The 14,401-nt window shown below is 75.3% G+C and carries 13 protein-coding genes; 8 read left to right on the forward strand and 5 right to left on the reverse strand.

Features of this window, described 5'->3' with window-relative positions; all coding sequences use genetic code 11:
- Positions 1–172: 172 nt before the first annotated feature.
- From BM093_RS12375 to BM093_RS12390, 4 genes are all read left to right on the forward strand, one after another.
- A complete protein-coding gene (locus BM093_RS12375) occupies positions 173–1,138 on the forward strand; it encodes a glycosyltransferase family 2 protein (protein WP_245773478.1) in 966 nt (321 codons plus the stop codon).
- 60 nt (positions 1,139–1,198) lie between these two features.
- Positions 1,199–2,218, forward strand: coding sequence for a glycosyltransferase family 2 protein (locus tag BM093_RS12380; protein ID WP_093341769.1), 1,020 nt, complete (start codon positions 1,199–1,201; stop codon positions 2,216–2,218).
- Positions 2,211–2,966 carry a tRNA (guanosine(46)-N7)-methyltransferase TrmB gene (gene trmB / locus BM093_RS12385; protein ID WP_093341772.1) on the forward strand — a complete coding sequence of 252 codons (756 nt, stop codon included), beginning with the start codon at positions 2,211–2,213 and terminating at the stop codon, positions 2,964–2,966. The genes BM093_RS12380 and trmB overlap by 8 nt, the downstream gene beginning before the upstream one ends.
- A gap of 62 nt (positions 2,967–3,028) precedes the next feature.
- Positions 3,029–4,597 carry a nitric oxide synthase oxygenase gene (locus tag BM093_RS12390; protein ID WP_425439142.1) on the forward strand — a complete coding sequence of 523 codons (1,569 nt, stop codon included), beginning with the start codon at positions 3,029–3,031 and terminating at the stop codon, positions 4,595–4,597.
- A gap of 18 nt (positions 4,598–4,615) precedes the next feature.
- Here BM093_RS12390 and paaI read toward each other — a convergent pair whose 3' ends face one another.
- The gene (gene paaI, locus BM093_RS12395; RefSeq protein WP_093341777.1) at positions 4,616–5,071 is read right to left on the reverse strand and encodes a hydroxyphenylacetyl-CoA thioesterase PaaI; all 456 of its coding nucleotides are present in this window, start codon (positions 5,069–5,071) and stop codon (positions 4,616–4,618) included.
- A 78-nt stretch (positions 5,072–5,149) separates the two neighbouring features.
- Between paaI and BM093_RS12400 the strand changes: the two genes are divergently transcribed.
- Positions 5,150–5,794, forward strand: coding sequence for an NYN domain-containing protein (locus tag BM093_RS12400; protein ID WP_093341780.1), 645 nt, complete (start codon positions 5,150–5,152; stop codon positions 5,792–5,794).
- A complete protein-coding gene (locus BM093_RS12405; protein ID WP_093341783.1) occupies positions 5,791–7,134 on the forward strand; it encodes an amidohydrolase family protein in 1,344 nt (447 codons plus the stop codon). The genes BM093_RS12400 and BM093_RS12405 overlap by 4 nt, the downstream gene beginning before the upstream one ends.
- Before the next feature lie 32 nt (positions 7,135–7,166).
- Here the strand turns inward: BM093_RS12405 and BM093_RS12410 are convergent, their stop codons facing one another.
- Positions 7,167–8,396: a D-arabinono-1,4-lactone oxidase gene (locus BM093_RS12410; RefSeq protein WP_093341786.1), complete on the reverse strand. Its 1,230-nt coding sequence runs from the start codon at positions 8,394–8,396 to the stop codon at positions 7,167–7,169.
- Positions 8,397–8,995: 599 nt separating this feature from the next.
- Entirely contained in the window at positions 8,996–9,463 is a 468-nt protein-coding gene (locus BM093_RS12415; RefSeq protein ID WP_093341789.1) for a hypothetical protein, read from the reverse strand.
- 531 nt (positions 9,464–9,994) lie between these two features.
- Here BM093_RS12415 and BM093_RS12420 point away from each other — a divergent pair.
- Positions 9,995–11,404, forward strand: a complete 1,410-nt coding sequence (locus BM093_RS12420) for an AI-2E family transporter (RefSeq protein ID WP_245773479.1) — start codon at positions 9,995–9,997, stop codon at positions 11,402–11,404.
- 71 nt (positions 11,405–11,475) lie between these two features.
- Positions 11,476–13,098 (forward strand): SDR family oxidoreductase, encoded by a 1,623-nt coding sequence (locus BM093_RS12425; RefSeq protein ID WP_093341795.1) that lies wholly within the window; start codon positions 11,476–11,478, stop codon positions 13,096–13,098.
- A 15-nt stretch (positions 13,099–13,113) separates the two neighbouring features.
- Here BM093_RS12425 and BM093_RS12430 read toward each other — a convergent pair whose 3' ends face one another.
- Both BM093_RS12430 and BM093_RS12435 read right to left on the reverse strand, forming a co-directional pair.
- Complete coding sequence (locus BM093_RS12430; RefSeq protein ID WP_093341798.1) at positions 13,114–13,608, reverse strand: universal stress protein; 495 nt, start codon at positions 13,606–13,608, stop codon at positions 13,114–13,116.
- Between the two features lie 79 nt (positions 13,609–13,687).
- On the reverse strand, positions 13,688–14,401 hold a 714-nt coding region (locus BM093_RS12435; protein WP_143105353.1), incomplete at its 5' end, for an MFS transporter.

The following is a 14,401-nucleotide window of genomic DNA, read 5'->3' on the forward strand; positions in this document are numbered from 1 at the left end:
GGTGGGCCAGGCTGAACAGCAGTGCGGGCGGGACGAGTCGACCGACCGGGGCAACCCCATCGAGGCTCCGGACGTCTTCCAGACAGGTCCGAGGAAGCTGCCCGGCACGAGAACCGCAACCAGACCGCGCTGCCGTCGTTGAACGAGTAGAGCGGACCTGTATGGAGGAAGTGTGAGCGCCGTTACGCCCGCCCGCCCGGCCGTCACCCCCGAGTCGAGCGCGCCCGCGCGCCCGGGGCACCAGTCCGGCTCCGGCGTGGGACAGACGCCCCTCCCGGCGAGTCCCGCCCGCCCGTCGAACGGCGCGAGCCGCGCACCGCAGCCGGAGGGCCCCGAGGGCTTCCGCCGCCCGCGTCCGCGCCCCGCACCGCGCCGCAGCCCGAACCCGGCGGTGTCGGTGATCGTCCCGACCCGCAACGAGGCCCGGAACCTGGAGATCGTGCTGCCGGCCATCGCCGCGGTGCGCCCGGCCGTGCACGAGGTCATCGTCGTGGACGGCAACTCCACCGACAACACCGTCGCCGTGGCCCGGCGCACGCTGCCCTGGGCCCGCGTGGTCACCCAGACCCGCAAGGGCAAGGGCAACGCGATGGCCTGCGGCTTCACCGCCGCCACCGGTGACGTCGTGGTCATGTTCGACGCCGACGGCTCGGCCGACCCGAACGAGATCCCGGCGTTCGTGGACGCCCTGGTGCGCGGCGCCGACTTCGCCAAGGGCAGCCGCTTCCGCAAGGGCGGCGGCTCCGACGACATCACGCTGCTGCGCAAGACCGGCAACGCCGGCCTGAACGGTGTCGCGAACCGGCTGTTCGGCACCAGCTACACCGACCTCTGCTACGGCTACAACGCCTTCTGGGCCGACCTGCTCCCGCAGCTCGAGCTGCCGGACCCGGCCGCCCCGCAGCCGGAGGACGGCTCGATGCTCTGGGGTGACGGCTTCGAGATCGAGACCGTGCTCAACTGCCGGGTCGCCGCCGCCGACCTCAAGATCACCGAGGTGCCGTCGGTCGAGCGCGAGCGCATGTTCGGCGAGACCAACCTGCGGACCTTCGCCGACGGCACCCGGGTGCTGCGTACCCTGATGTCCGAGCACCGTCGCATGGAGCAGCGCCGGAAGGCCTCGGGCTACGCCCGCTAGGCCCACACCCGCCAGGACCGGCACCACCGCTGCTCCGACCATCCGAGGAGCGAGGACATCGTGAGCGCCCTGCCGACCGCCAGCGTGGTGGTCTGCGTCTACACCGAGAAGCGCTGGTTCGACATCAAGGCCGCCGTCGAGTCGGTGGAGGCCCAGTCCGCCGGACCGGACGCCACCGCGCCGGTGGAGACGATCGTCGTCGTCGACCACAACGACCGCCTGCTCGAGCGGGCCGAGCGTGAGTTCGGCCCGCGAGGGGTGACGGTCGTCGCGAACGACCGCACCCAGGGCCTGTCCGGGGCCCGCAACACCGCGGTCGCCCTGGCCACCGGCGAGGTCGTCGTCTTCCTCGACGACGACGCCTCGGCCCGCCCCGGCTGGCTGGCCGCGCTGCTCGCCCCGTACGCCGACCCCGACGTCATCGGGGTCGGCGGGATCGCACACCCGAAGTGGCCGGACGGGCGCCCGCGCACCCTGCCCGGTGCCGCGCCGGCGGATCCGGACGCCACCGGCGAGCTGGACTGGGTCGTCGGCTGCACCTACACCGGCCAGCCCACCGAGCGGGCCGAGATGCGCAACCTCATGGGCTGCAACATGTCGCTGCGTGCCGAGGTGTTCAAGCGCGTCGGCGGCTTCGCCGAGGACATGGGCCGCATCGGCAAGAACCCGCTGGGCTGCGAGGAGACCGAGCTCTGCATCCGGGCCCGGCAGGCCTACGCCGCCGACGGCCGGACGCCACGGATCCTGTTCGAGCCGAAGGCCGCCGTGGACCACCGCGTCTCCGACGACCGCGTCTCCTGGCGCTACCTGCTGCGCCGGGGCTGGGCCGAGGGCATCTCGAAGGCCGCGGTGTCGAAGGTCGTCGGCACCGGGGACTCGCTGTCCGCCGAGAGCAGCTACACGATGAAGATCCTGCCCAAGGGTGTCGTCCGGGAGGCCAAGGAGCGCAACCCCGCCTCCGCCGCCGCGATCGTCGCCTGCTTCGGGGTCACCGCCGCCGGATACGTCCGCGGCCGGCTCCCCGGCGCGACCGCGCACGTGCGGCTGCCCGCCGCCGGCCGGACCGACGCCGGTGCCTGAGCAGGCGACACGGCCGTACGACACCCGGATCCGCTCCTACGTCCACCAGCGCGTCCGGCTCTCCGACGGGCAGGAGTCGGCCTGGCGGCGGCTGTGGCCCGAGCTGGGCGGAGAGGTCGCCGATCTCCTCCCCGGGCCGGACCGGCCGGCCGAGGACCTGCGTGCGGCGTTCGGACGCGGTGCCCCGCTGATCCTCGAGATCGGTTCCGGGATGGGCGAGACGACCGCGCTGCTGGCCGAGGCCGAGCCGGAGATCGACCACATCGCCGTCGAGGTGTACGAGCCGGGGCTGGCGCAGCTGCTGATGCGCGTCGAGCAGGCCGGGCTGACCAACCAGCGGCTGCTGCGCGGGGACGCCGTGGAGCTCCTCGACCGGGTGGTCGCCCCCGGCACGCTGGACGGCCTGCGGATCTTCTTCCCGGACCCGTGGCCGAAGCGCCGCCACCACAAGCGGCGGCTGATCCAGCCCGACTTCGTGCGGCTGGCCGCGTCCCGGCTGGCTCCGGGCGCCCGGCTGCACCTGGCCACGGACTGGCCGCCGTACGCCGAGCAGATGCGCCGGGTGGTCACCGCGGAGCCGGGTCTGCGCCCGGACGACGACTTCCCGCCGGGCCCCGACGGCTGGCAGGCCCGGCCCGCGTGGCGTCCGGTGACGAAGTTCGAGGACCGGGCACACCTCGAGGGGCGTCCGGTCCGCGACCTGCTCTACGTCACCACGGATCAGCCACAGAGGACTCACGGAGAGTAACGGGTTACCGTCGGAGCGCCCCCCGAGATGCCTCCCCGCTCGAGTGACCCCGAAGGACGCCTGTGACGACGGTGGACCCCGCCGCGAACACGCCCTCCGCCCCCGCCGGACCGACCCGGCCGGTCCGTCGCCCGGACGGCTTCCGGCCCAGCCCGACCCCCCGGTCGCCGGGCACCGCACCGGCCGACACGCCTCCGGCCCCGCCCCGCCCGGCCCCGGACGCCTCGGCCACGGCCGAGCCTCCGACCGAGGTGGTCACCGTCGTCCCGCCCGCCGGGGCCGCCGAGGCCACCACCGCGGTCACCGCCGTCCCCCCGGAGGCACAGGCCACGGTCGCGACGCCGCTGCCGGAGCGCGCGACCGTCGCCGTCCCGCTGCGTGAACCCGTCCCGCCGACGGTGCGGGTGGCGGTGGACGGCCCGGGTGCCGGTGCCACGACCGTCGTCCCGGCGGCCCGCCCGGGCTGCCCGGTCACCGGGCACGGCCGCTCCGGCGGGCACCCACCGCCCGGCGGCTCCGTGGACCCGGCTCCCGGCCCGGTCGACCCGGCCGCTGCCGAGGCGTTCCTGGAGCAGGTCTACGCCGAGACCGAGCCGGAGGTGCCGTTCGCCGACCGGCTCCACCAGGTGCGCGGCGAGATCGACCGGACCGGGACCTACCGCCACACCACCCACGAGCTCGAATTCGGCGCCCGGATCGCCTGGCGCAACTCCGCGCGGTGCATCGGCCGGTTCTACTGGAAGTCCCTGCAGGTCCGTGACCTGCGCCGGCTGCACGACCCGGCGGACGTCGCGCAGGAGAGCATCGGGCACCTGCGGGCCGCCACCCGTGGCGGGAAGATCCGGTCCACGATGACCGTCTTCGCCCCGGACGCGCCCGGCCGCCCCGGCCCGCGGATCCGCAACGACCAGCTCGTCCGCTACGCCGGCCACCGCGCCCCGGACGGCTCGGTGATCGGCGACCCGGCCCAGGTCGGGTTCACCGACCACGTCGCCGCCCTGGGCTGGCCGCGGCCGCAGCCGCCCGGCCGGTTCGACGTCCTGCCGTTGCTGGTCACCGGCCCGGACGGCCGGTCGCGACTGTTCGACGTCCCGCCGGACGCCGTGCACGAGGTGCCGCTGCGGCACCCGGAGCATCCGTGGTTCGCCCGGCTGGGGCTGCGCTGGCACTCGGTCCCGGCCATCAGCAACATGCCGCTGGAGATCGGTGGCGTGACCTACCCGGCCGCACCGTTCAACGGGTGGTACCTCGACACCGAGATCGGCGCCCGCAACCTCGCCGACCGCGAGCGCTACGACCTCCTCCCGGAGATCGCCCGCGGGCTCGGGCTGGACACCTGCTCGGAGCGGACGCTGTGGCGGGACCGGGCGGTGGTCGAGGTGGTCCGGGCGGTGCTCCACTCGTTCGACACCGACGGCGTCACGATCGCCGACCACCACACCGAGGCCGAGCGGTTCCTGCGCCACCTGGCGAAGGAGGAGTCGGCCGGGCGCCGCTGCCCGACCGACTGGAGCTGGATCGTGCCGCCGATGTCCGGCGCGCTGACCCCGGTGTTCCACCGCTACTACGACGAGCCGGACCCCGCGCTGCGGCCCGCGTTCCTGGAACCGCACGGCCCCGCCGGGCCGTAGGCGCGCGCGTCCGTGCGGCTACCCGCCCGCGGGCGGCGGCGCCGCCAGCCCCGGAACCTGCCGGGTCCGCCCTCGGAACTCCGCGACGGCTGCACCGTCACCGGTCCGCACGGTCACGTCGTAGAGCCCGGACCGTCCCGCCAGGGAGCGTTCCACCGCCTCGGCCCGCAGCACGTCCCCGGTCCGGGCCGGGCGCAGGAACGCGATGTCCGCGCCGGTGGCCAGGGCCGAGGTCCCGTGGGAGTTGCTCGCGTAGGCCATCGCCGCGTCGGCCAGCAGGAACAGGTACCCGCCGTGGCAGACGCCGTGCCCGTTGGCGTGCTCGTCGGCCACCGTCATCGTCGCCACCGCCCGGCCGGGGCCGACCTCCACGACGTCGACCCCCGCCGCCCGGGTGGCCCGGTCCGCCGCGCGCATCGCCGCCGCCGTCTCCTCCGCGGTCCGCTGGGGGCCGGGGGTCTCCGTCTCGCTCACCGGCCCAGTCTCTCCCGGCGGGCCCGCCCGGTCGCCGCGGCGCACGGCCCCGCGGAACGGACGACTACGCTCGCCCGCATGAGCAGCGGCACGGGGCAGCACGGACGGGGCGCGCCGGCGGGGCCGCTGGAGCGGTTCCTCCTGGTCTGGGACGCCCCGAACATGGACATGAGCCTCGGGTCGCTGCTGGGGGCCCGCCCGACGTCGGCGTTCCGCCCGCGGTTCGACGCCGTCGGCCGCTGGCTGCTCGACCTCGCCGGCCCGGACGCGGAGGCGGAGGCCTGCGTGTTCACCAACGTCGCCCCGGGCAGCATCGAGATCGTCCGGCCGTGGGTCGAGGCGCTGCGCAACGTCGGGTTCGCCGTCTTCGCCAAGCCGAAGACCAGCGAGGACTCCGACGTCGACGACGACATGCTCGCCCACATCGACCTCCGCTCCGGCGAGGGGCGGCTGCGGCACGTGGTCGTCGCGTCCGGGGACGGGCGGGCGTTCAAGGATCCGCTGGAGAAGCTGATCGACGGCGGCACCGACGTCACGGTGATCGGCTTCCGGGAGTACGCCGGCTTCGCGCTGTCCTCCGAGGTGATCTCGTTCCTCGACCTCGAGGACATCGACGGCGTGTTCCGCGAGCCGCTGCCGCGGGTCTCGCTCGACACGCTGCCCGACGAGGGCGCCTGGCTGCCGCCGTTCCGTTCCCTGCGTTCGCTGCTGGACCGCCGATGACCGATCGCACGACCGACCGCACGGTGCTGCAGCGCCTCACGGCGCCGGTCGCGCTCAGCTGCGCACCCGGGTTCCCGATCATCCGGGACGCGGTGCTCGACGTCGACGACGCGGGCCGGATCGCCTGGTTCGGGCCGGCCCCGGCCGCCCCGCCGACCGACGCCGTCGTCCGACCGCTGCCGGGCCTGCTCATGCCCGGCCTGGTCAACACGCACTGCCACACGCCGATGTCGCTGCTGCGGGGGATGGGCGGCGACCTGCCGCTGATGCCGTGGCTGACCGACGTCATGTGGCCCGCCGAGGGGCTGCTCACCGAGTCCGACGTGCACGCCGGGATGCTCGCCGGCTGCCTGGACCTGCTGCGGACCGGCTGCACCACCAGCGTCGAGATGTACTTCTTCACCGACGCGCTGATCGACGCCGTGCGGACCGCGGGCTCGCGGGCCGTGCTGACCCCGGGGATCATCGCCGCGCCCGGCTGGGACCGGCTGGGGACCTGGGAGCAGATGCGCGACGACGTCTCCGCCCGGATCGACGCCGGCGGCCTGATCCCGCACGAGGACGGCCGGATCGAGCTGGGCTACGGGCCGCACTCGGCCTACACGCTGCCGGCGGGCGCCCTGGAGTCGGTCACCGCGGCCGCCCGCGAGCGGGGCGCGCTGGTGCACACCCACGTCGCGGAGTCCCGCGGCGAGGACGCGGGCGTGCGCGCCGAGCACGGGTCGGTCCCGGCGATGCTCGATGCGGGCGGTGCGCTCGGCGGGCGGATGCTGGCGGCGCACTCGGTGCACCTCTCCGACGACGACATCGCCACCTACGCCCGGCACGGCGTCGCCGTCGCGCACTGCCCCGGCTCGAACGCCAAGCTCGCGGCCGGGACCGCACGGCTGCTCGACCTGCGCCGTGCCGGGGTCCCGGTGGGGCTGGGGACCGACGGCCCGGCGTCCTGCGACGACCTGGACCTGTGGCACCAGGCGCGGCTCGCGGGCCTGCTGGCCCGGGTCGGTGCCGACGACGCCGCGGCCCTCACCGCGGCCGACGTGCTGCTGATGGGCACCGCCGACGCGGCGCACGCGATCGGCCGCGACGACCTCGGCGTGCTCGAGGCCGGCCGGCGGGCCGACGTGGTGCACGTCGACACCGACGACTCGGCGTTCATCGCCCCCGAGGACGACGCGACGCTGGTGTCCAACCTGGTCTGGGCAGGCGGGTCGCGCCTGGTGCGCGACGTCTGGGTCGGCGGCGAGCAGGTCGTCGCCGACGGCGAACCGACCATGGCCGACCGCCGCGAGTCACTGGCCGCGGTCCGGGCGATCTCCGCGCGGCTCCGCCGCCCGTGAGTGGTTATCGCGGTCAGGACCGCGATAACCACTCACGGGCCGAGGGACGAGGCCAGGTGCGGGTCGGTGAAGCGGCGGTCCGGGTCGAGCCGGTCGCGGACCTCGCGGAACGCGGCCCAGCCGGGGTAGGAGACGGCCAGCTCGTCGGGGCCCCACTCGTGCCGGGTGGTCCAGCACGGCCGGCCCGCCGCGTCCTCGAGCACCGCGCAGGCCAGCCGGCGGACCGGCTCCTCGGCCGGGCCGCGGGTCCGGATCCGCAGGTAGGCGCTGTCCCGGCCGGAACCGGGGTGGACCAGCCCGGTCTCCGCGGCCCCGGTGCGCACCCGGACCGGGCGCAGCTCGTGCCCGCGGGCGGCGACCGCCGCGCCGAGCTCGCGCAGCACGGCACCGAGCGCCTCGCGGGGCACCGCCCACTCGGCCAGGTCCGGGTCCCACGGCTGCGGGTCCGGGAGCACCTCGTGCGGGGGGCCGGTGGTGCCCGGCGCCCAGCGGGGCGGGGGCGGCCAGGACGAGCGCAGCGCCTTCCCCGACGACCACCAGGACGCCGCCAGCCGGGACACCGCCTGCCCCCACCCGGCCCGGGCGTCGGGGGCCGCCCCGTCGGTGTCCGGGTCGGGTTCGGCCCAGCGCAGGATCGCCTGTCCGGTGTGGAGGGCGACGTCGCACTCGGTCCAGGCGTGTGCGTGCAGCAGTCCGTCGGCGAGCAGGTCGGCGAAGCGGATCGCCTGCTCGTGCACCCGTAGCCGGTGCAGCGCGACGGTGCGCAGCTCGAGCGCGGTGATGACGCCGAGCGCGCCGAGCCCGCAGCGGGCGGCGTCCAGGTCCGGGCCGGTGATCTCACGGACCTGCCCGCGCCCGTCGACGAGGCGGACCGCGAGCACCTGGTCGGACAGCGACCCCGCGGCCGGCGCACCGCCGTACATGCCGAGCCCGGTGGCACCGGCGATCGTCGCGCGCGGGGCGTCCGGGACGGTGGCGAGCGTGCGGCCCGACGCCGCCAGGGCGGTGCACAGACCGGCGACGGTCTCCCCGCCGCGGACGCGGACCGTGTCCTCCGCGATCTCGACGACCCCGGTCAGCGCGGACGCGTCGAGCAGCACGTCGTCGGTGCGGACGAGTGGTCCGGGCGCCCGGCCTCCTGCCCCGGTCGGCCGTACCGAGGTGCCGCGCTCGGCGGCGCGGCGGACGGCTGTCGCCACACCTGCCTCGTCCAGCGGGCGGTCCGTGCGACGGGGTCCGGTCGCCGCGGCATCGGTGCTCATCACCGCGAGCGTAGAACGCGCGACGGCACTCTGCGGAGAGATGCCGTGCGGCGCGCGCCCGGATGGGATCGCCCCCTTGTGACCCGGACGGTCGCCCGATACGGTCACACTCCGTGGCGATCATGTCGCCACCCGAGCCGGGTCGACGGAGTCCCGAACTCGGCGGGTCGTCCCGCCCGGAACCGCGCTCCCCACGGCTCCGGGTGCAGGCGCGACCGCATCCGGTGCCGCACGCGGTGTGCCGCCGGTGATGTGTGCACATGCGTGGGCCGGGTCCGCGGTCGGCTCCCTCCGACCCCGGACCCGGCCCGCGCCGTGCGTGCTGACGACCCTGCTCCCCAGCCGGTCGTCGTCACCACCCCGCGGCACCGAGGTCGCCGCGGGACGAACGTGCGCCCCTGTTCCGGTCCCCACCGGATCGGGCCGCGGTCACCGGCCGGTCCCCACCGGCCGGGCTGCTGTGACACCCCCGACAGCCCGCCTGCGCGCGCCGTCACCTCCCGAGACGTCCCGGGGGCGCCGTGGTTGCCTCCGTCGTGCGATCCGCCCTGCGGGTCTGCGGGCCTGCGGGTCGGCTGGGGCGGGACAGATGCGGCGGGTCAGGCGCTGCGGGTCAGGCGGTGGCGGCCCGCGCCCCCGAGCAGGCCGGCGATCGCGGCCCGGTCCGCGGCCCGCTCGGCGTCCCGGCGCCGGTGCAGCAGCGCGGGCACCGCACCGACGGCCTCGGCGGCCTCCGGCCCGGCCGGCACCGGCTGAGCGGGGACCGCCGCGTGCGGGTCGGTGTGGAACGCGGCGACGGCGGCCGCGGTCCGCTCCGCCCCGCTGCTGCGGCGCGTGGTGCGCAGCGTCCCGCGATGCACCCGCCGCACGGCGTTGCCCGCTGTCCCGGACCGCTGCCGCTCGCGCCAGTCGCCGACGGTGAGCGCGTGGAAGATCGGCGTCTCGTCCTGGATCTCCGCGTGCGACTCGTGGCGGCCGGGGAACGGCCAGCCGTCCCGTGCCGCGCGCCGATCACGGATCGAGGACTCGAGACCGCTGCTGCCGGACGCGTGGTCGAACTCGTACACCCGCCGTACCTCCTGCTCCCCTGGTCGGTCGTGGAGCCATCCGACGCTGGTCCGGTACTCCTAGCCAGTACCGCCGTTCGGCTCACTAACGGTGTCAACGGGTGACACACGAGCGGGGAAACGGCCGTTACAGATTCCGACAGGAGTCCCCTCGGACGAGTGGCACAGCCGATCCGGCACCCTCCGCGTTCTCTACGGAGAGTATCGATCCGGCGCCCTGGTGGAGCAGCGAGTAACCATCCTCGCGCCGGACGCAGCGCGCGGACGCGCATCCCCGCCCTCGCGAGCCGGATGGATCAGCAGGTGACGAGCCGGGTTCTGCGTTCCGTGACCAACTCGCCACCCGATGATGCGCCGAACGGTCTTCGGTGTGTCCACTACACGGGTGTAGTTCGACACTGCGTGAGAGTTGGAGCCGGCGGCTGCTCCGTCTGCGCGCGCGCTGGGCTGTCCGAGGGTTCTCGGCGGTGTGCACGAATCACCGGATCGCGCACCGCACCCACCCGGTCGAGCGCCGATACCGTCGCATCCATGGCGGAGCGGAGCGGGCCGGCGGACGCTCCGGGTACGGGCGGGCAGCCGGCCCCAGGGGACGACCGGGCCGTCGCGCCGTTCCTCGCGCCGGGGACGGAGTCCTGCGGCACCGCCGACACCGCGGACCCCGACACCGCGGACCCCGCCACCACCGACCCCGGCGTCTCAGGCACCGGCGTCTCGGGCGCCGGGAGCACGGCCACCGGGGACACGACGACCGGGAGCGGGAGCACCGACACGGGAGCCACCGACGGGCCGCCCGGTGACCCCGTGGCCCGCAGCCGCATCCCACGCCGGTTCCAGCGCCCACCGCCCCACTCCGAGGTCCCCGCCCCGTTGCGCATCGCCTCCGAGGTGTGCGCCCGAATGCTGGTGATCGCGGCCGGCCTGGCACTGCTGATCTTCGTGATCGTCCAGCTGCGCGTGGTCGTGGTCCCGGTGGCGATCGCCGTGCTGCTCGCCGCGCTGCTCGCCCCGCTCGTCCAGTGGCTGCACGACCGCCGCGTCCCGCGCGGGCTCGCGACCGGGCTGGTGATGGTCGGCGGCCTGGCGGCCCTCGGCGGGCTGCTCACACTCGTCGTCAACACCCTGGTCGACGGCACCGCGGACCTGGTCGGGCAGCTGACGATCAGCGCAGCATCGCTGCAGGGCCTGGTGGACGCGACCCCGTTCGACGTCGACGTCGAGCAGGTCGGGGAGCAGCTGCTGCGGACCCTGGAGGCCAACCAGCAGACGCTCACCACCGGCGCCGTGAGCACCGCGGCCACGGTCGGCGAGGTCCTCGCCGGCGTCGCGCTGTGCCTGTTCGCGTTGATCTTCATGCTCTACGACGGCCGCCGGATGTGGGCGTTCCTGCGCCTGCTCGCCCCCGCACAGCGGCGCGAGCGGGTGGACGTCGCGGGCCGGCGCGGTTTCGCGTCACTGGTGGGTTTCGTCCGGGCGACGGTCCTCGTCGCGATCGTCGACGCGATCGGGATCGGGCTCGGCCTGTGGATCACCGGCGTCCCGCTGGCGCTGCCACTGACCGCCCTGGTGTTCGTGGGCGCGTTCGTCCCGATCGTGGGGGCCGTGCTGACCGGGGCGATCGCCGTGCTGATCGCGCTGGTCGCGAACGGCCTGCCGACGGCGCTGGTCGTCCTCGGCGTCGTGCTGGCCGTGCAGCAGCTGGAGAGCCACGTGCTGCAGCCGCTGCTGATGGGCCGGGCGGTGCGGCTGCACCCGCTCGCCGTCGCGCTCGCGGTCGCCGCCGGTGTCGTGATCGCCGGGATCGCCGGCGCGCTGCTCGCGGTCCCGCTGCTGGCGGTGCTGACCGCCGCGGTCCGCTCGCTGGTCGCCCCGCACGAGGTGGCGCCCGAGCAGGTCGACCCACTGGTCCCGCGGGACGGCAGGCCACCGGCACCGGGCTGACCGGCCGGGCCCGGACCGGCGCCGCCCCGCGTGCCCTGCCGCGCGGGTGGACCGGTGGGACGATCGGCGCCGTGCGTTATCTCGTCACCGGAGCGACCGGGTACATCGGCGGGCGGCTGGCGCCCCGGCTGCTGGGGTACGGCCCGGAGACCGACCTCGTGCCGGACCCGGGCACCGGGCCGGTGCACGTCCGGTGCCTGGTCCGCGACCCGGGCAAGCTCGCCGACGTCCCGTGGGCGGCCGACGCCGAGATCGTCCGCGGGGACCTGCTCGACCCGCAGAGCGTGCGGGCCGCCTGCGCGGACGTCGACGTCGTCTACTTCCTGGTGCACTCACTGTCCGGCACCGACTTCGCCGCGACCGACCGGCGGGCAGCGCTGATCATGGCCGAGGCGGCGCGGGAGGCCGGGGTACAGCGGATCGTCTACCTCGGCGGTCTGCACCCGGACGGTGACCCGGCGGACCTCTCGGCTCACCTGGCGTCCCGGGTGGAGGTCGGCGAGACGTTGCTGCGCTCCGGTGTCCCGACCGTCGCGCTGCAGGCCGCGGTGATCCTCGGGTCCGGCTCCGCGAGCTTCGAGATGCTGCGCCACCTGACCGAGCGGCTGCCGGTGATGGTCACGCCGCGCTGGGTCCGCAACAGGATCCAGCCGATCGCCGTGCGGGACGTGCTGCGCTATCTCGTCCGGGTCGCCGAGCTGCCCGGACGGATCAACCGGACGTTCGACATCGGCGGCCCGGACGTCCTCACCTATCTCGAGATGATGCAGCGCTACGCGCGGGTGGCGGGCCTCGGCCGCCGCCGGGTGCTGCCGGTCCCGGTGCTGTCGCCGTCGTTGTCCGCGCACTGGATCGACATCGTGACGCCGGTGCCGAAGTCGATCGCGGCCCCGCTGATCGAGTCGCTGGTGCACGAGGTCGTCTGCACCGAGGACGACATCCGGTCCCACGTGCCGGACCCGCCCGGCGGGCTGATCGGCTACGACCGCGCCGTCGAGCTGGCACTGGCCCGGATCTCCGCGGGCGAGGTGGAGACCCGGTGGTCCAACGCGACCACCGCGAACGTGCCGTCCGACCCGCTGCCCAGCGACCCCGGCTGGTCCGGCGGCAGCGTCTACCTCGACGAACGCGACCAGGACTGCGCGGCCGACCCGCACCGGCTGTGGCAGGTCGTGGAGGGCATCGGCGGCGAACGCGGCTGGTACTCGTTCCCGCTGGCCTGGTCGGTGCGCGGGTGGATGGACCGGGCCGTCGGCGGGGTCGGCCTGGCCCGCGGCCGCCGTGACCCCGACGATCTGCACACCGGCGACGCCCTGGACTGGTGGCGGGTGGAACGCATCCTGGAACCGGGCGGGCACCGGCCGCCCGGCAGCGACCTGGGTCCGGACGAGGGGCTGCTGCGGTTGCGCGCCGAGATGAAGGTGCCCGGCCGGGCCTGGCTCGAGATGTCGGTGTCCCCGCGCGACGGGGGGTCGGCCTACCACCAGCGGGCCGTGTTCATCCCGCACGGGCTGCCCGGCTACCTGTACTGGTGGTCGGTGGCGCCGTTCCACGGGATCGTCTTCGGCGGGATGGTCCGCAACATCACCCGGACCGCCGAGCGGGCGGGGGCCGGCGACGCGGACGCGGTGGGCGGCACGGCCGGCACCCGGCCGCGGCGGGGACCGGGGTCGCGGTCCGGCCGGGCCGCCTGACCGGGCGGGCGACGGTCACCCGCTGCGGGCGGGGCCGCCGTCCGGGCGGCGCTGCCGCTCGGCCGGGACCACCAGCACCGGGCACGGGGCGTGGTGGGCGAGCTGCTCGGCGACCGAGCCCAGCCGTAGACCGGTCCGACCACCGCCGCCGCGGGCACCGACCACGAGCATGCGCGCGCGGCGTCCGGCCTCGAGCAGCACGTCCAGCGGCTGCCCGCGGACCGCCTCGCAGACCGTGGACCGCGGCTCCCCGAGCACCGCGGCGACCATGTCCTCCACCAGGTGCCGGGACTGCTCCTGGTGGGCGGCGACGTCGGGCAACCCGGAGGGTGGGCCCGTCGCGCCCGCCGAGCGGGGTGTCGGCAGCGTCCAGGCCGTGATCACCCGGAGCTCGCAGCCACGGTGTGTGGCCTCCTCCGCGGCCCAGGCCAGTGCGGCTCGCGAGTTCGGGGAGCCGTCGACGCCGGCGACGACGACGGCCGGTGAGTCGGTGGTGTCCGGTGTGCTCACCTCGGAGCTCCTTCGCTTCTCGGGACGACCGCGGTCCAGGGACAACAGTTCAGGGACAGCAGTTCAGGACAGCAGCGGTTCAGGACGCGCGGTCGTCGTGGGCGGTGAGGGGAGGGGCGATGTCCTCCAGCGAGCGGCCCGCGGCCTCGATCCCGAACACCACCTCGGCGAGCCCGCCGATCGCCATCGCGCCGGCGCCGATGTAGAAGCCGAGCGCGACCAGACCGACGTCGCCGGAGTCGATGAACGCGCCGAACAACAGCGGCCCGGCGATCCCGCCGGCCGCCGTCCCGATGGCGTAGAACACCGCGATGGCCAGCGCCCGCGTCTCCATCGGGAAGATCTCGCTGACCGTGAGGTAGGCCGCGCTCGAGCCCGCCGAGGCGAAGAAGAACGTCACCACCAGCATGACCAGGAACGACCACGAGCCGAGGACCCCGCCCTGCATCAGCAGTGCGGTGACCACGAGCAACGCCGAGGCCGCGAAGTAGGTCCCGGCGACCATCGGCTTGCGGCCCACGGAGTCGAACAGCGGGCCCAGCAGCAGCGGCCCGGCCAGGCTGCCCAGCGCGTAGACCGCGAAGTAGTACGGCACCGCCCCCGACGACACCCCGAAGTAGCTGCTCAGCAGCGTGCCGAGGTTGAACGTCACCGCGTTGTAGAGGAACGCCTGGCCCAGGAACAGCGCCAGGCACAACACGCTGCGCTTCGGGTAGATCCGGAACGCGACCTCCAGGATCTCGGTGATCCGCAGGGACCGGCGCTGCCGGACGGTGATGCTGCCCGAGGCCGG

It is taken from the genome of Pseudonocardia ammonioxydans (genome assembly GCF_900115005.1).
Taxonomy (GTDB): Bacteria; Actinomycetota; Actinomycetes; order Mycobacteriales; family Pseudonocardiaceae; genus Pseudonocardia; species Pseudonocardia ammonioxydans.